This window comes from Streptomyces boncukensis, from assembly GCF_011045075.1.
Taxonomy (GTDB): domain Bacteria; phylum Actinomycetota; class Actinomycetes; order Streptomycetales; family Streptomycetaceae; genus Streptomyces; species Streptomyces boncukensis.
Genome location: NZ_JAAKZZ010001125.1, coordinates 1 through 447 on the forward strand (window position 1 = coordinate 1; position 447 = coordinate 447).

Annotated in this window: 1 pseudogene; it reads left to right on the top strand. The window is 68.7% G+C overall.

The features are described 5' to 3' along the window. Positions 1 to 243: 243 nt before the first annotated feature. Positions 244 to 447 (top strand): annotated as a pseudogene (locus G5C65_RS38265) (sensor histidine kinase); the annotation flags it as partial.

The following is a 447-nucleotide window of genomic DNA, read 5'->3' on the forward strand; positions in this document are numbered from 1 at the left end:
GGGAGGGGGACCCCGGCCCGGCCGTCCGCACCGTCGGCCGGGCCGGGGTCGCTGCCGACCGGACGAACGGCCCGTAATGAGAACACGTTCTAACCGATCGCTTCCTGTATAACGCACGCCCCGGCGCTTGGGAAGACCTGACGAGGCGTCAGATGACCGCGCCGCGACCCGTGACATTTGTCCCGGGCGATCGGCATCATTCGGATCTGCCCTGGTCGTGGCGGCGGCCGTACGGTGAAGGGCATGGCAGAGCGCAAACGGACGCGGGAGTGCGGCACCCCGCAGGGCGAGCGGAAGGGCCCGGGGAAGTACGCCTTCCTGCCCTGGCTGATCATGGGCGTGGGAGCCTTCTCCAACGTGATCCAGGGCAAGACGGACAACCCCTGGCTGGGCGGCGCCGCGCTGCTCACCTTCAACTCGCTGTACATCTTCGTGGTCGTCTCGGCC